This is a genomic window from Sporosarcina sp. Y1011 (assembly GCF_057669885.1).
The window spans coordinates 67,225-89,459 of the sequence record NZ_JBYHFP010000011.1; the positions used below are offsets into that span (position 1 = coordinate 67,225).

Consider the following 22,235-nt stretch of genomic DNA (forward strand, 5'->3'; position numbering starts at 1 on the left):
TTCAAAATCTGGGCGCAATTACGCCAAGGTGTAATTGATTTATTAAATCATGTTTAGGAGTGAAACGATGGCCATTGACGTAGTGCACGATACACAAGAAGTTTTTCGAACAATCCTTCATTGTATGTCGAGACCAGGAACGATTAAAAGGATTGGTGAAGGCAGTGAACGGAAGGGGCACCGAGGATTTTGCTCGCATTCAATTCTTCTGAGTGCGATTACATTGCTGGATGCAGAAGTTCGTTATCATGTCATAGGTGAAAATGCAGCCTCAATCGAAGCACTTTTCTCTGCCCATACATTGTCAAAAGTGACGGATTTACATAAAGCGGATTACATATTCATTATGCAAGATGATCAGCAACAATTCTTACATGATGTATTTACGAAAGCGAAAAAAGGGACGCTTGTGGATCCTCAAAAATCCGCAACGATTATCATGGAAACGGAATCGCTAGCAAATGAGCTATATCTCGTTTTAGAAGGACCAGGAATTGCTGATAAAGAAAACGTAGAAATCCCGGGTAGTGAATATTGGATGGATGCAAGAGCTGAGGCCAATAAAGAATACCCGCTCGGAGTGGATATGATATTAATCGATAGGCAATCCAATCTGATGTGTCTGCCAAGAACAACGATTATTCACGATCGAGAGGTGTCTTAATGGCTTATGTAGCGGTTAAAGGTGGAACAGAAGCGATTGAAGAATCGATAAAACGCCTCACCTTTGAACGGGTCCAATCACAGGAACTTTTAGAAGTAAAAACGATTATGGCGACGATGCGCGGCATGGTTGACCAGGTGATGTCTGAAAGTAGTCTGTACTCGGAATATTTGGCGGCACTTGCCATTAAACAGTCGGAAGGGAATATGGAAGAAGCTGTGTTCCTGTTACGTGCTCACCGTTCTACATTGCCAAGGACTTATTATACGCGTGTTGTTGAAACGGACTTAATGGCAGTAGAACGAAGAATATCCGCGAGTTTCAAGGATATTCCAGGCGGTCAGATATTAGGGGCGTCCTATGATTATACGCATCGTTTAATGGACTTTGATTTGATTGATGAATCGAAAAATACGATGAAAGAATGGCTTGACCAATTTTTGAATGAAGAAAATACAATGATAGATGAAGCCAGTTTAACTTCGTTGCCAAAGGTAGTTGATTACCTTCGAAAGGAAAAATTACTTTCCGAAGTAGAAGACGACAACACGGAACCGATTGATGTGACAAAACAAAGTATCCAGTTCCCGACAACACGCAGTGAAAGATTGCAAGTGTTAACGAGAGGACAAACGGGAACTGTCACTTCTCTTGGATATGCAGCAATTCGCGGATACGGTCCAGTACATCCGACAGTTGGAGAACTGCGTGTTGGTAAGTTGCCATTAACGATTGGGTATCCAACAGATAAGACAGATGACGAAGAAAATGATTTTTATATCGGTGAAATTAAAGTGACGGAAGTGGAAGCGTTCGTTCCGGTTTCAAGCCAAAAAGATAATGATCGGGAAGAAATTGATTTTGAGATAGGTTATGGAATTTGTTTCGGACAGAATGAAACAAAGGCAATTGCCATGAGCATTTTAGATCAGAGCTTAGAATTAGGAAACCAAGGTTACCCGACGCAGGATGAAGAATTTGTTCTGCTGCACATTGATTCGGTAGAGTCGAGTGGCTTTATCTCCCATTTGAAACTGCCTCATTACGTTACGTTCCAATCAAAGCTAGATAGCATACGGAAAATTAAAAAGGAGTCTGAAAAATAATGCAGCTAAAAACACATTTCGCTTTATTTGATGAAGGTTCCAAAAAAGAAATACGCAGAGCCATTCTGAAAGCAGTCGCAATTCCAGGGTATCAAGTACCATTCGCTTCAAGAGAGATGCCGATTGCGCGGGGATGGGGAACGGGCGGTCTTCAAATTACTTTGTCGATCATCGGAAAACAAGATGTACTAAAAGTGATTGACCAAGGCGCTGACGAGTCGGTCAATGCCGTTAACATTAAGAAACTCGTCAACAAAACGACAGGTGTCGAAACAACAATCGAAACGAGTGAAGCGACGATTATTCAATCGCGGCACAGGATTCCGGAAGTACCATTAACGGAAAAGCAGATTATGGTTTTACAAGTTCCGATACCTGAACCTTTGAGGTGGGTGGAACCAAGCGAGTTTAAAACGAAAAAACTGCATGCCGAGAATGATTATAGCGGTGCATGGTTGCAGTTGTTTGAACAAATTATGAAATATGGAAAAACTGCTACGAATGCGGATCATCCTGTGCTCGTTCATGACCGTTATGTTATGGCACCAAGCCCGATTCCACGTTTTGATAATGCTAAAATGCACCAGTCGGAAGCGCTGATTTTACTAGGTGCTGGACGAGAAAAGAAAATTCACGCGGTACCACCTTATACGAATGTAGCTTCACTTGCATTTGAAGATTATCCATTTGAAGTGGAATCGTTTGAAGGAAAGAATTGTCGCTTATGTCATTCCACGAACGTCTTTATGGATGAATTGGTTGACCAAGATACAGGGGAAACTCATTACCAATGCAATGATACTAGTTTTTGTCTTTCCGTGTTAAACGAAAACGAAGTGGTTTCGGAGGTGGAATTACTACATGCAAGATAAGCCCATTTTACAAGTGAAAAACCTGCAGAAACAGTTTGGGCACGGATGTCCAGTTTGTACAAGCGCCAATGATGGGGTATTGGAAAAAAACTATTGTCCTCATTGTAAAACAGTCTATGCGTGCCGTGACATCTCGTTCGATCTCTACAAAGGTGAAATCCTGGGAATTGTAGGCGAGAGTGGAAGCGGAAAGTCTACGCTGATGCAATGTCTATATTTCGATGAGGCTGTAACGGATGGTGAAGGCTATATAACACTTCATCAGGAGGGAAAGGTAAATATTTTTGAAGAATCTTCCCAACAACAACGTCACATCCGAAATACCATTCTTGGTATGGTGTACCAAAATCCGATTCTTGGACTGAAGATGGACTTTTCATCAGTCGGAAATATTGCTGAAAAGCAAATTGCAGCCGGTAATCGTAGAGTGGATCGAATGGAACAAAGAAGTAAAGAGTTGCTAGAACATGTTCATATTCCGCTGGCGCGAATGAAAGACGAACCGAAGAAGTTTTCAGGTGGAATGCAGCAACGTGTACAAATTGCAAAAGCACTGTCCAACAATCCTCCAATTCTATTATTGGATGAAGTCACGACAGGTCTTGATTTGTCAGTCCAGGCAAGTGTTCTCGACTTGATAAAAAAGATTCAACGGGAACTTGGTATCAGCATGATTGTTGTATCTCACGATTTAGCCGTCATTCGTATGCTAGCAAACCGAACAATCGTAATGCTTAACGGAACGATTATTGAGCAAGGTTTAACCGATCAAGTTTTAGAAGATCCACAACATGCTTTTACGCAACAACTCGTCTATTCACTAATCTAAATGGAGTGATTCTGTGTACGTACTGACAAATGGCCAAATAATTACAGAAAATCAAATCCTTCAAAACCATGCAGTAGTTATAGAAAAGGATCTCATCAAAGCAATCATTCCTGAGAAGGACATTGCGGGGTTCAGTGAATACACACTAATTGATGCACAAGGCGGTTACATTTCACCAGGATTTGTAGACATCCATTCCGATTATATAGAAGGAATTGTTTCTCCAAGGCCGACATGTTTAATGGACTTTAATATGGGCATCCGGGAAGCGGAAAGAATACTGGTCAGTCACGGAATTACAACGATGTACCATTCCCTTTCAATTTATAAGGATGACGGATTTTCACATAAACCGATACGCAATCCACAAAATGTGAATCGGCTCATCGATGCCATCAATGATACACATACGAGCCAGCACTTAATCCGAAATCGTATGCATGCACGTTTCGAAATAGACAATATAGAGGCTGTAGATCGCTTCATTCAAAATATTGAAGAAAAGAAAGTCCATCTTATTTCCTTCATGGATCATACGCCAGGACAAGGGCAATATAGAAACTTAGAAATTTACCGAGATACATTAAAAGGATTCCGTAATATGTCGAATGCAGAGGCGGACGTGCTTATTGCCGACAGCATCACCAAAGAGAAAATCACTCTAGAACAAATCAAAGAAATTGCTCAAATCGCTTTGGACAATAATATAGCCATCGCTTCGCATGATGACGATGAACTAGAGAAGCTCTCATTAGTAAAAAGCTATGGGACTACGATTAGTGAGTTTCCGACGACGATAGAGGTTGCGCGAAAAGCAAAAGAACTCGGCTTGTGGACAATCGCAGGGGCACCGAATGTTTTGCTCGGGGGTTCTCATTCCGGAAATTTATCGGCTGCGGAGGCAATTCAAGAACAAACGATTGATATTTTGTGCAGCGATTATTACCCAGCGGCTTTACTTCACTCGCTTTTCAAATTAAGTGATGAATACGGGCAAAATCTTCATGAAATGTTTCAACTAGTTACACTGAATCCTGCAAAAGCAGTCGGAATCGATGATGAAATTGGGTCTATAAAGATAGGGAAAAAAGCGGATATTATCATTATTGAGAAAATGGATGATGGGTTTCCGATGGTCACGGCTTCAATTGTGGATGGGAAATTGATCACAAGGACGATGTATCGATGAGGACAACTGAGGTTCAATTATCAGAAACGCCATTTATTCATGACCATTCGGAGCTGAAAAACACGCGTCTAGGCATATTTACCGAAGTTGGATTGTACAATTTTATCGAAAATACAGTACTGGATGATTATTCGTATACAGGGCAATTCTGCTTTATCCAAAATGCACAGATTGGAAAGTTCTCCAACATTGCGGCAATGGTTCGGATTGGTCCTACAGATCATCCGTATGAACGGCCGTCACTTCACCATTTTACCTATCGCCCGCATATGTACGGCTTTGGAGATAGAGATGATGAACCATTTTTTGAACAACGTGTGAGCCGGACAGCATATGTCGGCCATGACACGTGGATTGGTCACGGAGCCATCATTCAGCCTGGAGTAGTAGTTGGCGATGGTGCGATTGTTGGAAGTGGCGCAATTGTAACGAAGGATGTACCTCCATACGCAATTGTCGTAGGTGTGCCCGCAAAGCTTATTAAATATCGATTTTCTGAAGAAACGATTGCGGCTTTGCAGCGCATCAAATGGTGGGATTGGTCCTATGAAACCATCAAAACACGAATGGACGACTTTCATATAGATATTGAAAAATTCGTTGCAAAATATGATGGGAGGTAGGATTTTGTGCCGCAGTTGATTGAAGTAAAAGAATTGAGTAAGTCCTTTACGATTCACCATCTGGATAAAAAGATGAGCGCAGTAGATAATATCAATTTTTCCCTTAATGAAGGTCAATTTATTGGCATCGTGGGAAAGAGTGGTAGTGGTAAATCAACCATTTTAAAAAGTATTTACCGAACGTATCTCCCAGAAAAAGGTGCTGTATTATACAGTTCTGAAAAGTTCGGAATGGTCGATTTGTCGCAGCTATCGGAAAGAGAAGTATTATATTTGCGAAAGCATGAGATTGGCTATGTGTCACAGTTTTTAAATGTCATGCCGCGAACGACCGCTCGTGAACTTGTGGAGCAGGCTGTTATTGAAATGGGGAAGTCGCAAGAGGAAGCCGGGCGGACGGCAGCGGAAGCTCTCTCTCATTTCGAATTGGATCCCGAGCTCTGGGATAGTTATCCGAACACGTTTTCAGGAGGGCAGAAATTACGTTTGAATATTGCATGCGCCATTGTGAAAAAACCAAGACTGCTACTGCTGGATGAACCGACAGCAAGCTTGGATAATGCCTCTAAATTGAAAGTGCGTGAAGTGATTGAACGATTGAAAAACGATGGAACGACATTGATTGGGATCTTTCATGACTTAGAATTTATGGATGGTTTATGCGACAAAGTTTACGATTTACAGAAAAAAACTGTGGTCTGAAATGGAGGAACTACTCATGAAAGCTGACTTACATGTCCATTCAAATTACTCAGATGGGTCCTCTTCGGTGGAGGAAGTGATGCATTTGGCTTCAACAAACGGGATAACTCATATAAGCGTAGTTGACCACGATACAATCAAGGGTATTGAGTCTGCAAAAATTGCGGGAAAAAACCATGGCATTTCAGTACTGCCAGGTATTGAAATATCAGCATATGATTTTGTGGAAAATCGAAAAGTACATATTCTTGGTTACATGTTTGATGAGAAAGCAACACATATTCAAGAACTTTGCGAACCCTTGTTAAAGAGAAGGCATGAAAACTCCTTGTGGCAAATTGAACAGTTGCAAAAGAATAATTATGATATTCGGGTTGAAGATGTAGCGAAAAAAGCATTGACGTCAGGCGTTATTTATAAGCAGCATATTATGCATTGTTTACTAGATCACCATATTGAAACACCGCTCTATCAAGAACTTTATCAAGCTCTTTTTAAAGGCGATGGCATTTGTGCCAGGGATATCGAATACGTGGATGCTGTGGAAGCAGTCAAGGCCATCAAGGCGGACAATGGCTTTGCAGTGTTGGCACACCCTGGACAGTTGGATTCATTTGCCCTTATTCCAGAGCTTGTGGAAAATGGACTCGATGGAATTGAACGAGATCATTTGGACCATTCAAAGGAAGACAGATATAAAGTAGATAGCTATGCATTTGAGTACTCGCTGTTTAAGACAGGTGGTAGTGATTTTCATGGTGATTATGGTACTCCCGTTGAAATTGGAGATATTTTGAGCCCAACGCAATTCTTGAAGCAATTAGTATAAAGATTATATGAAGATATTGTAAAAATAAGCATTTGCTTCAATTTATGTGTTCAAATGATAGTGACCTTAGATTCGTAAATCGCTGTCTTGAGTGAGAGGGGGAGTGGGTAGCAGTTGAAAAGATAATCCGGCTTTTGAACCAGGCACAGTTACTAAGAAGATTGCAAACCAAACTAAACAATAAAAGGAGAAAATCATGAAAAAAAATCTTTTATCATTTTTAACTATTCTTTTGCTTGCATCAATCCTTACAGCTTGTTCTTCAGGAAGTGCTGCTAATTCTAGTGATACGTTAACAATGGTTTGGTACCCTAACGAATCAGGCAATGATTTAAAAACAGCGCGTGATGAAATTGGAAAAGTAATCGAAGATGTAACGGGTAAAAAAGTGGAACATAAATTGACAACTGATTACGCCATTGCTATTGAAACAATCGCTAATGGTAATGCTCAACTTGCATTCATGGGTGCACAAGGGTATATCGAAGCGAAAAACAAAAATGACAAAATAGAGCCTCTCGTTGTACCAAGTGGAAAATCAGGGACAATCGATGATGCAGTTTACTATAGTTGGTTGGCTGTGAACAAGGCAGATGCAGAAGACTACAAAAAAGATGGTGAGTTTGCGATTGATAACATCGTAGATTCTAAATTCTCGTTCGTATCAAGCAGTTCAACTTCAGGTTTTAAAGTTCCATCAAGTGATATCGTTTCTTTCTTCTCTAAGGAAGATAAATGGAAAGACTTAACGCCGGAGGACTTAATGGAAGGCGGTACGTTCTTTAAGGAAGTTTTATACGGTGATTCACACCAAGGATCCGCAGTTAACTTACTAAATGGTCGCGCAGATGTAGCTGCATTTTGTGATACATGCGTCGGAAATTACATTGAAATTGCTGAAGGCGAAGCAAACACAAAAGGAACGGTCTATAAAGTAAAAGCGGATGCTGCTGAACCATTCAATACAGTTCCAGGTGAAGAATTTACATTGATAAATGTAACACCAGTGCTAAATGCTCCTTTCGCAGCAAACACCGAAAGTTTAAGCGAAGAAGATTTCAAGAAAATCCAAGAAATTTTAACTTCAGATGAACTTGCAAACAACGAAAAGATTTTTGTCCCAGAAAGTTCTGAAACGGCAGGTCTATTCAAGAAAACAGCAGATGAGAAGTTTGTTATTGCAGAAGATTCCTGGTTTGATCCAATTCGTGAATTGTCCAAGTAAGAGGGATAGACGGTTACAAACGGACATTGGTTTTTACTGAAGATAGCATGTGCCGAAGATGTATTCATTCAGGTACATGCTTTTTTTACAAAGAACTTCAAAAAATGGTGCAAGGAGTTTTTCTAATGGCTTTGTTACATATTAAAAACCTCTCCAAACGATATGGAAAAGACAAAGAGGTACTATCGAAGATTAATATGGAAGTGAATACGGGTGAGTTTGTCTCGATTATTGGACCATCAGGAGCTGGTAAATCAACGTTTTTACGTTGTATCAATCGAATGATTGATACAACCGATGGAGAAATCTTTTTTGATGATGTCGACGTAATGTCATTATCCAAAAAAGAGTTGCGTAAACATAGAACAAAAATTGGGATGATTTTCCAACATTATAATTTAGTATCCCGTTTAACGGTTATTGAAAATGTATTGCACGGCAGGTTTGGCCATAAAACAACGCTTCAAGGTATTCTAGGACGGTTCACGGAGGAAGAGAAATTACAGGCATTTAGTCTTCTCAAAAAGCTAGGGATGGAAGAACACGCCTATAAAAGATGTGACCAATTAAGCGGGGGGCAAAAACAGCGTGTAGGAATTGCACGTGCATTGATTCAATCGCCGAAACTACTACTTTGCGATGAGCCAATCGCTTCGTTGGACCCCAACGCTTCCAAAGTCATCATGGATCACTTGCAGCGTATTTCCAAAGAACTGAATATCACTTGTATCGTTAACTTGCACCAGGTCGATGTAGCAAAAAGATACTCCGATCGGATTATTGGATTAAACAGTGGTCAGGTTGTGTACGATGGCACTTCTAAAAAACTGACATCAGAATACATTCATTCGATCTATGGTTCTGAAGCTGGAGATCTCATAATGGAATAGGGGGTACTGCTATGGATATTGAGATTTTCAAGAGAAAGAATAATCGAGTGACGGTATTCTGGATCATTCTAATAGGCATTACATTGCTATCAGCAAAAATTACGGATTTCAATTTTCTGCATGGAATGCAGACTCTGCCAAAAGCTTTTAGTTGGATGTTTTCTAATCTGTATATTACTGCAGAATCACTGGAAAAGATGCCATCCATTATGGACAAATTAATAGAGACCATTTTTCTATCCATTACAGCTACAACCACGGCCAGTGTTTTGGCTCTATTATTAGCGTTGATGGGATCGCATACGACAAAGGTTAATAACTTTTTCGGGTCATTAAGCAGAATAATTGCTTCGATTTATAGAAATATCCCGATTGTCGCTTGGGCACTCATCTTGCTGTTGTCATTTGGACAAAATGCATTGACTGGTTACTTTGCATTGTTTCTTGCAACGTTCGGGTTTTTAACGCGTGCGTTTATTGAAACAATTGACGAAACAAGTAGCAGTTCAGTGGAAGCTTTGCGGGCAACTGGAGCTACTTATTTTCAAGTCGTAGCTAAAGCGGTCATTCCGGAGTGTTTTCCGCAAATGATTAGTTGGGTGTTGTACATGATTGAAACGAATATTAGAAGTTCGACACTAGTTGGTATTTTGACTGGAACAGGGATTGGTTTCGCATTCGATCTCTATTATAAGAGTATGAACTATAACGTAGTCAGCTTGATTACTATTAGTATTGTCGTTGTTGTCATCGGTATCGAGCTTGTTTCCAACTATGTAAGGAGGGTTATTTTGTAATGACCATCGTTCAAAGCAATCTGGCTTTTGATGTGAAGAGAAGCAGTTCGGGGAAAATTAAATTAAAAGTTTGGAACAAATCGCAGGTTGTAACGATGGGTACGTTCGTGGCACTTCTTTTTTTAACAATCTACGGGTTTCTAACGTTCGATTATAAAGAAATCTCTTTAATAGAAGCGGGCACAGCAACCCTTCATAATTTAAAAGTCATGTTTTTAGAACCCGTACTCAGTCATTTCACTTTTTGGGAGGCTGTCTATCAAGTAGGCCTAACAATGGGGCTTGCATTATTGTCGACGGTATTAGGAGCTGTCCTATCTTTATTTATCGCATTATTTGCTGCAAAGAATTTATCGACGAAGGTTGTGTCAAATGCCATTATTATTGTAGTCGCGTTTGTTCGAGCAGTCCCCACTGTATTATGGGTATTAATCTTCGCGATTGCTGCGGGACTCGGAAGTGAAGCGGCAATTATCGGTATGACTCTTCATACAGTCGCGTTTTTAGTAAAGGCGTACTCAGAGTCATTTGAGGAATTAGACGATGGCATTTTAGAAGCGTTACGGGCAAGTGGAGCTAATTGGTGGCACATCGTAACAAATGCAGTAATCCCTTCAACAGCAGCTTCCTTATTGTCATGGACGTTTTTGCGTTTTGAAACGAATTTCACTGTAGCGGTTGCGATGGGGGCTGCTGCTGGGGCGGGTGGCATTGGTTTTGAATTGTTTATGGCTTCCGGTTTCTATTTCGACCTACGAGAAGTCGGTTTTATCACGTATGCGATTTTGATTGTTGCGATTGGGCTTGAACTGTTATCGACACAATTGAAAAAACGATACCTAATGGACGCGGCAGTAAAATAATAGATCTAAAAACTGTCTATTATTGAAAAAATATATCCATATTGGAGGAATTTAATTTGGAGAAAAAAGCTGTTTTTTTTGATTTGGACGGAACACTTTTAAATGAAGATAAGGTTGTATTGGAGTCGACGAAAAGGGCAGTGCATACGCTGCAGGAAAAAGGCATTTATACAGTAATATCTACAGGACGTTCGCCTCAAATGTTTAACTGGCTTTTAGATGAACTTAATATAAACTCCTATGTATCAATGAATGGCCAGCACGTTGTGTTTGAAGGGGAAGAAATCTATTCGAATCCGATGGACCCTGAAATGTTGCATAACCTTGCAAGTTTAGTGAAAAGTAAAGGTCATGGCCTTGCTTACTCCAACCACCAAATGAGTAAAGTAAATGAAGATAATCATCCGCATATTATTCCTAGTTATGAAAGCTTGAAACAAGTTTATCCGCTTGTAGAACCAGAATTTTATAAGCATTTCCCGGTGCATCAAGTTCAACTGTATTGTGAACGCAAATATGCACAATTGTATGTAGAGCGCTATTCGGATCATACCTTCATTAATTGGGGGGATTATGCGTCCGACGTGCTTCCAAAGGGATCATCCAAGGCAGTAGGGGTTCAGAAAGTGCTTGAGAAACTTGGTATACAGAAAGAGAATAGTTATGCGTTTGGAGATGGAACGAACGACTTTGAAATGATTGACTTTGTTGGAACAGGTATCGCGATGGGCAATGCAGTTCCGGAGTTGAAGGCTATCGCTGATTATGTAACGACATCATGTTCTGAAAATGGAATTCTAGATGCTTTGATCGAATTAGGCTTATTAGAAACAGCAGACGTAGTCGTAGATTTATACAGATGAATAACACAAAAAGGTGCATCTCGGATTGTTGAGATGGACCTTTTTTTATGGCAGAAGCATGAATGAATCATATAGTAAATGATTCAAAAACTGTAAGAATCATTAAAATGATTTGTTAAATCACGTTATATTAAGTCGGATTTAGGGTAAATAGTGTATACTTGTACCATTAGAATGTGGAAGAAGGAGATTAACGTGAGTTCGAAATATGCAGATGACAGTTTAGCATTACATACAGATTTATATCAAATCAATATGGCAGAATCCTACTGGGCGGATGGTATACACGAACGGAAAGCGGTTTTTGAACTATTCTTCAGAAGGTTGCCATTCGGTAATGGCTATGCAATTTTTGCTGGGCTTGAACGTATTCTCGACTATTTAAGAGATTTTCATTTCAGTGAAAGTGATTTGGCATATCTGAGGGATGATCTCGGTTATAAGGACGATTTCATTTCTTATTTAAAAGATATTCGTTTTACGGGAGATGTCTATTCCATGGTTGAAGGGGAGCTTGTTTTTGCAAACGAACCAATTATTCGCGTGGAAGCGACGCTTATCGAAGCGCAGTTGGTTGAGACTGCTTTACTTAATATCGTCAACTACCAAACACTGATTGCGACAAAGGCAAGTCGTATTAAACAAGTCGTTAAAGATGAAATTGTGATGGAGTTTGGAACACGCCGTGCGCATGAAATGGATGCAGCGATTTGGGGAGCGCGGGCCACTTTCATTGGAGGCGTCGAAGCGACTAGTAATGTGCGTGCTGGAAAAAGATTTAATATTCCTGTTACGGGAACCCATGCCCATTCAATGATACAGGCATATAAAAGTGAATATGAAGCATTTCATTCTTATGCAGCGCGTCATAAGGACTGTGTTTTCCTAGTGGATACGTATAATACGTTGAAAATAGGCATCCCAACGGCAATTCAAGTTGCAAAAGAACTTGGTGATAAAATTAATTTCATCGGTATTCGTCTTGATAGTGGAGATATTTCATTCCTGTCGAAAGAAGCGCGTCGTATGCTCGATGAAGCAGGATTCCCTAAAGCGCAAGTCGTTGTCTCCAATGATTTAGATGAATACACAATCCTTAACTTAAAAGCACAAGGTGCCAAAGTAGATGTGTGGGGGATTGGCACGAAATTGATAACAGCTTATGACCAGCCGGCACTGGGAGCTGTCTATAAAATTGTTGCTATTGAAAATGAAACAGGTGTAATGGAAGATACAATAAAGATTTCATCTACAACGGAAAAAGTAACTACGCCCGGAAGAAAAAAACTCTATCGAATTATTGACCGGGAAAACGGAAAGGCAGAAGGCGATTATATTACAATGCATGATGAGGATCCGGCTTCCGAAGAACGCATCAAAATGTTCCACCCCGTCCACACGTTCATTTCAAAGTTTGTTACGAATTTCGAAGCAAGAAATATGCATGTGTTAGTCGTGGAAAATGGCGCTATTATATACGATAATCCAAAGCTTGAACAAATGAGGGATTATGCGATAGCAAACTTAGATTTATTGTGGACTGAATATAAACGCTCTCTAAATCCCGAAGAATATCCCGTTGACTTAAGTCAGAAGTGTTGGGATAACAAAATGCGCAATATACAGGAAGTCCAGGAAATGGTGGAAGACTTTGTTGATCAATAAGGAGGAATTTCGATCATGACACTGCAAGACAGAATCATTGACGCGTTGAAAGTGCAACCTGTTATTGATCCAAAAGCGGAAATCAGGAAATCGATTGACTTTATGAAACAATACGCCACGAAATATGCATTTTTAAATGGCTTCGTCCTAGGAGTTTCTGGGGGACAGGATTCGACGCTTGTTGGGAAACTTGCTCAACTGGCAGTTGATGAATTGAATGAAAAAGAAGGAACGGATCGTTACAAGTTTATTGCAATCAGACTTCCGTACGGTTCTCAGTTTGACGAAGATGATTGTCAGGATGCACTTGAATTTATTGAACCATCGCTGATTTACACAGTAAATATAAAAGAAGCAGTCGATGCGAGTGTTCGTACATTGACAGCGGCGGGTGTAACATTATCCGATTTTGCGAAAGGCAATGAAAAAGCCCGGGAACGCATGAAAGTCCAATACTCAATTGCAGCGATGCACGATTGTATTGTTCTCGGGAGTGATCATGCAGCAGAAGCAATCACCGGATTTTACACTAAATTTGGTGACGGCGGCGCAGATCTAATGCCGCTATTTAGGTTGAACAAACGGCAAGGTAAACAATTACTTAAAGAGCTTAACTGTCCGGAACACCTTTACATGAAAGTGCCGACAGCGGATCTTGAAGAAGACAAACCGGCCATACCTGACGAAGTAGCTCTTGGAGTATCGTATGATGATATCGATGATTACCTAGAAGGCAAAGAGTTACCCGAAGAACCGCGCATAGCAATCGAGAACCACTACCTGCGTTCAAAACATAAACGGCATATGCCGATTACGATATTTGATGATTTTTGGAAGTGATTAGAGGACTCCTGTTGGGGGTCTTTTTTTATGCAATTTGAAGCGTTAAAAATAGACATCGTGGATACGCGCTAACGTATTAGATTAAGCGACAGGTTGTGCTAATGACTACGTTGCTTAAGTTGTTCGAAAAAGGAATATCCTGTATTATGGAAGTATGTTTTGTTAATTTTCGGACAAATAACCACTATATACAATTGGGGGAAATGAAATGACGCATCAAGAGATGATTGAGAAGGTTTTAACCAATATTGATAAAGTGATGATTGGGAAACGGAATATAGCTGAGTTAAGTATCACTGCACTACTTGCAAGGGGACATGTCTTGCTTGAAGATGTACCCGGCGTTGGGAAAACCATGATGGTAAAAGCATTGGCTAAATCAATAGGTGCAGATTTTAAACGCATTCAGTTTACTCCGGATTTGTTGCCTTCTGATGTCCTAGGTGTTTCAATTTATAACCCAAAAGAGATGGAATTCGAGTTTAGGCCAGGTCCAATCATGGGGAATATTGTTCTTGCTGATGAAATTAATAGAACTTCACCAAAAACCCAATCTTCACTTCTTGAAGGAATGGAAGAATCCTCAGTGACAATTGACGGAGAAACCATGCGGATCCCTCAACCATTTTTTGTCATGGCTACACAGAATCCAATTGAGTATGAAGGAACGTATCCACTCCCAGAAGCGCAATTGGACCGTTTTCTTTTTAAATTAAAAATGGGTTACCCAACGAAAGCAGAAGAGATTGAAGTGCTAAATCGTGCTGAAAAGGCTGTCCCAATTGATAGTTTAGAAACAGTCATTTCTCTTGGTGATCTAATCAATCTGCAAAGTGCAGTAACTGAAGTTAAAGTCGACGATACGATTAAGTCATATATCGTGGAGTGTACATCGCAGACGCGTAATAATCCATATGTGTATCTTGGGGTGAGTCCGCGCGGTTCACTAGCACTTATGAAAGCATGTCAGGCTTATGCAATGCTAAAAGGGAGAACGTATGTTACACCGGATGATGTCCAGTATTTGTCCCCGTTTGTATTTGGCCACCGTATGATTTTGCGACCTGAAGCGAAATACGAGGGGATTTCCACAGATGAAATTGTGGAAAGGATATTAGCGAAAGTGTATGTGCCAGTGGATAGGATTCGGGTAAAATGAAGAAAACTAGAAGACTGCTCGAAGTGTCAAGCCGGTTCCTGTTTCTACTATCTGTTATAGTAGGAACTTTTGTATTTGCCATGTTTCAGGGCGGTACGGTAAGTTGGGCAATATTTTATTTTACATTACCTTTTGTGATTTATTCCATCCTGTTATTTATATATCCAATGTCAGATATGACCGTTGAACGGATAATTCGAACACCTCATGTGCAAAATGGAGAGAAGTTAATTGTATCATTAACTGTGAAACGCAAAAGTCGCTTTCCCTTACTCTATACAGTTGTGGCAGAAAAATGGAGTGAGGATGAAATAACCCGATTGGCAAATTCTAAATTAAAACGCCTCCAAATCTTTGGGTTTCGTAAAGAGATCCAATGGGATTATGAAATCGAACATATGCCAAGAGGTGAGCACATTCTTCGAGGGGTTACCGTCGAGATCTCTGACTTTTTTGGATGGTTACGTAAGACGAAGTTTATTGAAGCGAAAAATACGATTCTTGTGTTTCCCAAAATGACTGACATTCATTATGTTCCTTTCGATACACAGTTTGATCGTGGAACAATCGCTTCACCTTTGAATATCGTCAAAGATACGACAATGGCGACAGGTGTCCGGAATTACCAGGCAGGAGACCGGGTGACATGGATTCATTGGAAATCATTCGCCCGTACGCAGACGCTTATGACAAAAGAGTTTGAGGATAAAAGATCGCAAGAGTTATCCTTAATCATGGATGGCAGAGAGACGATTGTGTTTGAGGAACTGGTGGAACTTACTGCATCTATAATGAAGGAGGCTTCAAATCACCAAGCGGGCTTGGCATTGATGACGACTGGCTCCGAACCCGCCTTATTTCCCTTCATCCAGTCCGAAGAGCAACTTCATAGAGCGCTTATTCACTTGGCAAAAATTAAGCCGGATGTAAGTAAAGAGGGTGAAATTGCAGCAGACTTTGGAACAGTTTCTCAGCATGGTGGCACAACTGTATTGATAACAGGAAATCCGGATTGGCATTTACTGCAGTCGGTATTGCGTAGTTCGAAAAATACGGGTTCCATCGTTTGCTTTGCAGTGGTAAAACGAGATAATCAGATGTTGAAAACAATTGAGGAAGATATTCGTTTGGCTAGGTCAAAAGGGATTATCGTGCATTTGGTTAGAAGAGAACAGTTTAAGGAAGTTTTTAAAGAGGTGGCGCGGACATGATAGGAACGAGGATAGACAGAAAACTTCTCGTACTTCTATATATACTTGCATTCATTTTGTTAAGAGAATGGCTCATTCCAGTTATTGAATTAACAGATTCAGAGCATTTGACATTATTTCTTTTGTTTGTTGTTCTGGCCTTTTTACTGGCATTAGTCAGAGTTAAGTGGTGGATCGCTGTTTCCCTTAAGGTTCTATATATCTCGTGGGCAATTTATTATGTGTTTACCGGTAAGGTATTTATATCAAAAGACTCAATCGTATATTTAATAAAAGATATATTTTCAAATTTCGCTATTATTGCAAGCGGAGATTGGGAGAGTATTACCAATCCATTAAGGACTATTCTGTTTTACGCATTGCTTTGGATGACGTGTTATTTAATCCGATATTGGATTGAAGTGAGAAAGAGTATATTACTTTTTTATATAATGACTATCATCTTTATTGCATTTATCGATACTTTTGGACCTTATTCTGCGGATGGTGCTATTTTTAGAATTATGATGGCGGGATTATTACTACTAGGGTTGCTGGCTATTTTCAGACTCGCGGAAAAGTATAATACTGCCATATCAACAGGTACACTCATCTCAATTACTGTCCCGCTCCTTATTGCAGTTGTAATAAGCGCTACTTTTGCGAATTTCTTGCCGAAACAGGAACCTGCATGGCCGGATCCAATTCCTTATTTTAAAATGATGGTACAAGGCCCTGGTGAAGGCGGCGGTTCGGGAGTATCTACAAGCGGATATGATACGGATGATTCGACCCTTGGCGGTTCATTTGTTCAAGATGACACGCTCGTTATTGAAGCGAAAGTTCCTAGTAAACAATATTGGAAAATCGAAACGAAAAATACCTATACTTCAAAAGGTTGGGAGCAGGTATCAGAGGATACTAACCAGGTTACCTACACGCCAGGCATGAAGATGAATGCTATAGATAACTTGGGACAAGAAGCGGAGCAATCCCGACAGCGTGCAGAATTGCAAGTCACGGAGGATTTTCCGTTCATTGTTTATCCATATGGGATAAGTATAGTCCACGCGGCTGATGACGTTGTTTTTCTACATTCAGAGGCTTCTGGAAAGTTTAGCACTTTAATTAATGGAACTGAGAGTTCTCTAGACTCATACGAAATTGAATTTGAGGACTCAGATTATAGCTTAAAAAAGTTAAGGTCTATAATGATGGAAGATTTCACAGGGGAAACGGAAGACTTTGCACAATACCTACAACTTCCGGATCAATTGCCTGAGAGAGTAAAAGAACTTGCAGAAACGATTACTGCGAACGAAGAAAGTGTCTATGAAAAAACGAAAGCAATTGAAAGGTATTTTGGCAGAAATGGTTTTGTCTATTCGCAACAGGGGGTAGCTATTCCGAAAGCTGGAGATGACTATGTCGACCAGTTTCTCTTCGATACCAAAAAAGGATACTGTGATAACTTCTCCACAGCAATGGTTGTTATGTTGCGTTCAATCGATATTCCTGCAAGATGGGTAAAAGGTTTTGCCCCGGGAGAATATACAAATAACGATGCCGGTGAACGGGTTTATCAGGTAACGAATAACGAAGCGCATTCATGGGTTGAAGCGTATATGCCTGGAATCGGCTGGATGCCTTATGAACCCACAATTGGTTTTAGCAACTTGACGGACATTTCCTATGATATTGAATTGGACTTGAACGATCCTGAAGCGCCAGAAATAAAAGAGCCGGAGAAGCCTAAGTCGGAGAAAGTTGAGAAACCTATTAAGACCGTAAAAGATAATGAATTAATAGCGTTTTTCAAATCTTTTGGTTCATGGATTCAAACTCATAAATGGATAGTGATCTTGGCTGGATTCGCCGTGGTCCTAATTGTCTGGCGATTATATGCTGTTCGGGCAAAATGGTTACCCAAAGTTCTTGTTCATCTCTACAAATCCGAGAGTAGCGACTGGGTAACATTCGAAAAAAGCTATACGAGTTTATTGAGACAACTTGAACGTCGTGGTTTGCATCGTGCAAATGGAATGACATTGTCTGATTACGCGGTGGATGTTGACAATTACTTTGGCGGTGAAAGAATGCGGAAACTTACAAATGCATATGAAAAAGGTTTGTATGGTGGGAATAGAACTGATCACGAATGGGTGGATTTGCGTGAGATATGGGAAGATTTAATCAATAGGACTTCGAGTTGATTTTTGATGTGAATAGCAGTAAGATAAAAACAGAATAAGCACAAGGTGCCCTCATATATATCCGATAATATGGTTCGGATGTTTCTACAAGTTACCGATAATAACTTGACTATGAAGGTGGATTCAGCTCAAGTTTGAGCTGTTTTCGCTTTTAAATAGATGATGGGACGCGTGGAGAAGGAATTTCTTGCGCGTCTTTCTCTATTTAATAAGACCTTGGAGCAAATGGAAGAGGTGGACCGATTGGCAACAGCTCCTTTATTAGTCGAACAAGAAAAAATCGTGGTACTTGATTATGGCAGTAAGTACAATCAACTAATTACACGTACAATTCGTGAATTCGGTGTATATAGCGAACTTCATGCACACACGACTACCGCGGAAGCTATCAAGAAGATGAATGCTGTAGGAATCATATTATCAGGCGGCCCTGCTTTTCTGGGAGATGAAGAAGCATTTGAAATTGATCCTGAAATCTTTGCTGCGGGTATCCCGATCCTTGGTGTTTCCTATGGTGCGCAACTAATCGTTAAGCATTTTGGCGGTGAAATAGAAAAAGTGGCTGATCGTATTGACGGTGTAAATTCAATCACTGTGAATAGTGCATCGAAACTGTTTACTTCGCAAGTGGAGCAACAAGATGTATTCGTGAGTCGTGGCGGTCGTATCGTTACATTACCCGAAAGTTTAACAGCACTTGCAAGTGGTGCGGGAAATGAAATCGTAGCGATTGGAAATGATGAGTCGAACATCTATGGCGTTCAATATCATCCTGAAGTAACACAATCCACACACGGAAATGATTTTCTACGTCACTTCGTCCTCGATGTATGTGATGTAAAAGCTAATTGGACGATGGAAAGTTTTATAGATATAGAAGTTGAGAAAATACGCAGCACAGTCGGAGACAAAAAAGTTCTTTGTGCCCTTAGTGGTGGCGTCGATTCATCTGTAGTAGCTGCATTGATACACCGCGCAATCGGAAATCAATTGACATGTATGTTCGTTGATCACGGTCTTCTACGAAAAGGTGAAGCGGATAGTGTAGTGGAAACATTTAGCAACGATTTTAATATGAACTTCATTAAAATTGATGCACGTGATCGTTTCTTAACTAAATTAAAAGGGATTGCTGATCCAGAACAGAAGCGGAAAATAATCGGCAACGAATTCATCTATGTATTCGATGACGAGTCGGCTAAGCTTGACGGAATGGAATTCCTTGCACAAGGAACAATTTACGCTGATATTATTGAGAGTGGTACAGCAACATCAGAAGTCATTAAATCACACCATAACGTAGGTGGGCTTCCGGAAGATATGGACTTTGAATTGATTGAGCCGTTAACTGCTCTTTTCAAGGACGAGGTTCGTGCCTTAGGTGCTGCACTAGGTCTTCCTGAAGAAATCGTTAGGCGCCAGCCATTCCCTGGACCAGGACTCGGTGTACGAGTACTTGGTGAAATTACGGAAGAAAAACTAAAAATTGTACGTGAATCGGATTGGATCTTACGTGATGAAATCAAAATCGCCGGTCTTGAGGGTGCAATTTGGCAATACTTCACTGTTTTGCCTGATATCAAAAGTGTAGGTATGAAGAGCGGTAAGCGTACGTATGACTATGCAATTGGTATCCGCGCTGTTAATTCAATTGATGGAATGTCTGCTGATTGGGCGAAAATCCCTTGGGATATCCTACAGAAAATCAGTGCAAGGATTACGACAGAAGTACCTGAGATTAACCGGGTCCTCTATGATATAACGAGCAAGCCACCTGCAACGATTGAGTGGGAATAAAATATAGATTATCGTATAATACTGGGAATATGGCCTAGAAGTTTCTACGGAACACCTTAAATGTTCCGACTACGATTCTGGTGGAAGGGAATAACCCTTCCATTAGAATTTGTTTTAAGGAGCGTGCAAGCTAATTTTGCACGCTTCTTTTTATTGAAAATATATCATAAAAGGAAGATACGTTTGAAAAAATATTTTGAGTTCGACAAGCTTGGAACGACCTACCGCCGTGAAGTTATCGGTGGGCTAACAACATTTCTAGCAATGGCCTATATTTTAATTGTAAATCCTTTAATGCTGTCCCTGGACGGTATAACTGGTATCCCGGACGAAATGCGTATGGATAAAGGTGCTGTCTTCGTTGCGACAGCAATTGCCGCGGCGGTCGGTTCACTATTCATGGGGATTATTGCGAGATATCCGATTGGACTTGCACCTGGAATGGGCTTAAACGCATTCTTTGCATTCAGTGTTGTATTGGGGATGGGGATTCCTTGGCAAACTGCACTAACTGGGGTACTGTTCTCAGGTCTTATATTTATTGTTTTATCACTATCGGGTTTACGAGAAACGATTATTAACGCGATCCCTGCGCAACTTAAATATGCAGTTGCTGCGGGTATAGGCCTTTTTATTACCTTCCTAGGTTTTCAAAATGCCAATATTATCGTCGCGGATCCAAATACACTTGTCGCGTTGGGTGATTTATCCCAAGGTCCGACCCTATTGGCGATTTTTGGTCTTGTTATTACTGTGATCATGATGGTTCGTAAGTTGAATGGTGCAATATTTTACGGAATGATAATTACTACTATAGTAGGGATGGTTTTTGGGTTAATTCATTTGCCCAATAAAATCGTTTCCGCTATACCGAGCGTAGCACCGACATTTGGCGCTGCATTCGATGCGATATTCCAGGATCCGACTTCTTTACTTACAACTCAATTCCTAGTTATTGTTATTACTTTTCTATTCGTGGATTTCTTCGATACTGCAGGTACGCTGGTCGCGGTTGCGAATCAAGCAGGTTTAATGAAAGATGATAAACTGCCTCGAGCAGGTAATGCGCTTCTCGCGGATTCAATGGCTACAGTCACCGGTGCGGTTTTAGGGACATCGACGACAACTTCCTACATTGAATCGACTGCAGGTGTTTCAGCGGGAGCGAGAACTGGGTTTGCTTCTATAGTAACGGGCGTCCTGTTTCTACTAGCCTTGTTCTTTTCGCCGTTGCTGTTCGTTATTACGTCTGAAGTAACTGCGCCAGCTTTAATTATTGTAGGTGTACTGATGGCCTCATCATTGGGTAATATTGAATGGACACGCTTTGAAGTCGCTGTGCCGGCATTTTTTACAATTATTATGATGCCACTTAGTTATAGTATCGCAACAGGTATTGCGATTGGTTTCATTTTTTATCCCATCACGATGATAGTGAGTGGAAGAGGAAAAGAAGTTCATCCAATCATGTATGGTTTATGGTTTGTTTTTGTTTTGTATTTCATATTCATAAAGTAACTGAAGTGAATTAGAGGGCCTCCTGTTTAATAAGGAGGCCCTCTAATGATATAATTCAGCACCTTGGATAATTACTATCTAACATATATTGTGAATAAACTATGGGCCGCCTAAGAGGTTTAATTAGAGTAGTCTAGCCCTACAGTTTCAAGCTTTGTAACATGAAGACCTCATCTTAAATCGCCGTCTTTGGATCCCATATCTTCAATTGGTTTGAAATGTTGGAATGATAGACATTAATGAAAACGCAACAAACTTTACAGAAAGAATATAAAACTGTTGACATACGTTTATATGGATGTTATATTTATTAAGCAGTCGGGAGCAAACGACAAATACCGACAGCGAATCACAACAAATGAACCTTGAAAACTGAACAGCAAAACATCAATGAGATA

General features: G+C 40.3%; 20 protein-coding genes and 2 riboswitches. All 20 genes read left to right on the forward strand.

Going from position 1 to position 22,235, the window contains the following annotated elements; all coding sequences use genetic code 11:
* Positions 1-67 precede the first annotated feature (67 nt).
* The 20 genes from phnH to AC25Y5_RS13025 all read left to right on the forward strand — a co-directional run bounded on the left by phnH (position 68) and on the right by AC25Y5_RS13025 (position 21,837).
* Positions 68-664: a phosphonate C-P lyase system protein PhnH gene (phnH, locus tag AC25Y5_RS12930; protein WP_488140657.1), complete on the forward strand. Its 597-nt coding sequence runs from the start codon at positions 68-70 to the stop codon at positions 662-664.
* On the forward strand, positions 664-1,770 hold the full coding sequence (locus tag AC25Y5_RS12935; RefSeq protein ID WP_488140658.1) for a carbon-phosphorus lyase complex subunit PhnI: 1,107 nt from the start codon (positions 664-666) through the stop codon (positions 1,768-1,770). The genes phnH and AC25Y5_RS12935 overlap by 1 nt, the downstream gene beginning before the upstream one ends.
* Entirely contained in the window at positions 1,770-2,642 is an 873-nt protein-coding gene (locus tag AC25Y5_RS12940) for an alpha-D-ribose 1-methylphosphonate 5-phosphate C-P-lyase PhnJ (RefSeq protein ID WP_488140659.1), read from the forward strand. Before AC25Y5_RS12935 ends, AC25Y5_RS12940 begins: the two co-directional genes overlap by 1 nt.
* Positions 2,632-3,471, forward strand: coding sequence for an ATP-binding cassette domain-containing protein (locus AC25Y5_RS12945; protein ID WP_488140660.1), 840 nt, complete (start codon positions 2,632-2,634; stop codon positions 3,469-3,471). Before AC25Y5_RS12940 ends, AC25Y5_RS12945 begins: the two co-directional genes overlap by 11 nt.
* 13 nt (positions 3,472-3,484) lie before the next feature.
* Positions 3,485-4,660 carry a phosphonate metabolism protein PhnM gene (gene phnM / locus AC25Y5_RS12950; protein ID WP_488140661.1) on the forward strand — a complete coding sequence of 392 codons (1,176 nt, stop codon included), beginning with the start codon at positions 3,485-3,487 and terminating at the stop codon, positions 4,658-4,660.
* Entirely contained in the window at positions 4,657-5,283 is a 627-nt protein-coding gene (locus AC25Y5_RS12955) for an LbetaH domain-containing protein (RefSeq protein ID WP_488140662.1), read from the forward strand. The genes phnM and AC25Y5_RS12955 overlap by 4 nt, the downstream gene beginning before the upstream one ends.
* Positions 5,284-5,289: 6 nt before the next feature.
* Positions 5,290-5,985: a phosphonate C-P lyase system protein PhnL gene (locus tag AC25Y5_RS12960; protein ID WP_488140663.1), complete on the forward strand. Its 696-nt coding sequence runs from the start codon at positions 5,290-5,292 to the stop codon at positions 5,983-5,985.
* A gap of 16 nt (positions 5,986-6,001) precedes the next feature.
* Positions 6,002-6,814, forward strand: a complete 813-nt coding sequence (locus tag AC25Y5_RS12965) for a PHP domain-containing protein (RefSeq protein WP_488140664.1) — start codon at positions 6,002-6,004, stop codon at positions 6,812-6,814.
* Positions 6,815-7,010: 196 nt separating this feature from the next.
* Positions 7,011-8,039: a PhnD/SsuA/transferrin family substrate-binding protein gene (locus tag AC25Y5_RS12970; RefSeq protein ID WP_488140665.1), complete on the forward strand. Its 1,029-nt coding sequence runs from the start codon at positions 7,011-7,013 to the stop codon at positions 8,037-8,039.
* Positions 8,040-8,164: 125 nt separating this feature from the next.
* Positions 8,165-8,929, forward strand: a complete 765-nt coding sequence (gene phnC, locus AC25Y5_RS12975) for a phosphonate ABC transporter ATP-binding protein (protein WP_488140666.1) — start codon at positions 8,165-8,167, stop codon at positions 8,927-8,929.
* An 11-nt stretch (positions 8,930-8,940) separates the two neighbouring features.
* Positions 8,941-9,726 carry a PhnE/PtxC family ABC transporter permease gene (locus tag AC25Y5_RS12980; RefSeq protein ID WP_488140667.1) on the forward strand — a complete coding sequence of 262 codons (786 nt, stop codon included), beginning with the start codon at positions 8,941-8,943 and terminating at the stop codon, positions 9,724-9,726.
* Positions 9,726-10,589: an ABC transporter permease subunit gene (locus AC25Y5_RS12985; RefSeq protein ID WP_488140668.1), complete on the forward strand. Its 864-nt coding sequence runs from the start codon at positions 9,726-9,728 to the stop codon at positions 10,587-10,589. Before AC25Y5_RS12980 ends, AC25Y5_RS12985 begins: the two co-directional genes overlap by 1 nt.
* 56 nt (positions 10,590-10,645) lie before the next feature.
* The gene (locus tag AC25Y5_RS12990; RefSeq protein WP_488140669.1) at positions 10,646-11,452 is read left to right on the forward strand and encodes a Cof-type HAD-IIB family hydrolase; all 807 of its coding nucleotides are present in this window, start codon (positions 10,646-10,648) and stop codon (positions 11,450-11,452) included.
* Between the two features lie 195 nt (positions 11,453-11,647).
* Positions 11,648-13,117, forward strand: coding sequence for a nicotinate phosphoribosyltransferase (locus tag AC25Y5_RS12995; RefSeq protein ID WP_482105829.1), 1,470 nt, complete (start codon positions 11,648-11,650; stop codon positions 13,115-13,117).
* Between the two features lie 15 nt (positions 13,118-13,132).
* Positions 13,133-13,957 (forward strand): NAD(+) synthase, encoded by an 825-nt coding sequence (nadE, locus tag AC25Y5_RS13000; protein WP_488140670.1) that lies wholly within the window; start codon positions 13,133-13,135, stop codon positions 13,955-13,957.
* Positions 13,958-14,168: 211 nt separating this feature from the next.
* Complete coding sequence (locus AC25Y5_RS13005) at positions 14,169-15,119, forward strand: AAA family ATPase (protein ID WP_482105831.1); 951 nt, start codon at positions 14,169-14,171, stop codon at positions 15,117-15,119.
* Positions 15,116-16,330 (forward strand): DUF58 domain-containing protein, encoded by a 1,215-nt coding sequence (locus AC25Y5_RS13010; protein ID WP_488140671.1) that lies wholly within the window; start codon positions 15,116-15,118, stop codon positions 16,328-16,330. Before AC25Y5_RS13005 ends, AC25Y5_RS13010 begins: the two co-directional genes overlap by 4 nt.
* Positions 16,327-18,522 (forward strand): DUF4129 domain-containing transglutaminase family protein, encoded by a 2,196-nt coding sequence (locus tag AC25Y5_RS13015; protein WP_488140672.1) that lies wholly within the window; start codon positions 16,327-16,329, stop codon positions 18,520-18,522. Before AC25Y5_RS13010 ends, AC25Y5_RS13015 begins: the two co-directional genes overlap by 4 nt.
* Positions 18,523-18,553: 31 nt before the next feature.
* A riboswitch (purine riboswitch) is annotated at positions 18,554-18,654 on the forward strand.
* 93 nt (positions 18,655-18,747) lie between these two features.
* Complete coding sequence (guaA, locus tag AC25Y5_RS13020; protein WP_488140676.1) at positions 18,748-20,319, forward strand: glutamine-hydrolyzing GMP synthase; 1,572 nt, start codon at positions 18,748-18,750, stop codon at positions 20,317-20,319.
* A riboswitch (purine riboswitch) is annotated at positions 20,311-20,411 on the forward strand. Its footprint overlaps the gene before it by 9 nt.
* Positions 20,412-20,502: 91 nt before the next feature.
* A complete protein-coding gene (locus AC25Y5_RS13025) occupies positions 20,503-21,837 on the forward strand; it encodes an NCS2 family permease (protein ID WP_488140673.1) in 1,335 nt (444 codons plus the stop codon).
* The last annotated feature ends 398 nt before the right edge of the window (positions 21,838-22,235 follow it).